This window comes from Neptunomonas sp. CHC150 (assembly GCF_030397555.1).
Taxonomy (GTDB): Bacteria; Pseudomonadota; Gammaproteobacteria; order Pseudomonadales; family Balneatricaceae; genus Neptunomonas; species Neptunomonas phycophila.
Genome location: NZ_JAPNXU010000025.1, coordinates 1 through 233, shown reverse-complemented (window position 1 = coordinate 233; position 233 = coordinate 1). Strand labels below are relative to the sequence as shown.

The window sequence follows — 233 nt, the reverse complement described above, 5'->3', positions numbered from 1 at the left end:
GTTGAGGTACCGCCGTTACCGTCGCTCACGGTATAGGTGATGGTATCCGAGCCATTAAAGTTCGCATTGGGCGTGTAGGTAATGGTGCCATCGGGGTTGATCGCAACCGTGCCGTTAGGTGCAGTAGCCGAATCAACCGATAAGGCATCGCCGTCAACATCGGAGTCGTTAGCTAACACATCGACAGTGACTGGCGTATCTTCATTCGTAGTCGCTGATTCGCCCGTGGTAGT

General features: G+C 53.6%; 1 protein-coding gene. It reads right to left on the bottom strand.

The features are described from left to right. Positions 1-233, bottom strand: a 233-nt coding sequence (locus OW491_RS17920; RefSeq protein WP_290037257.1) for a cadherin-like domain-containing protein, incomplete at both ends; no start/stop codon positions are given.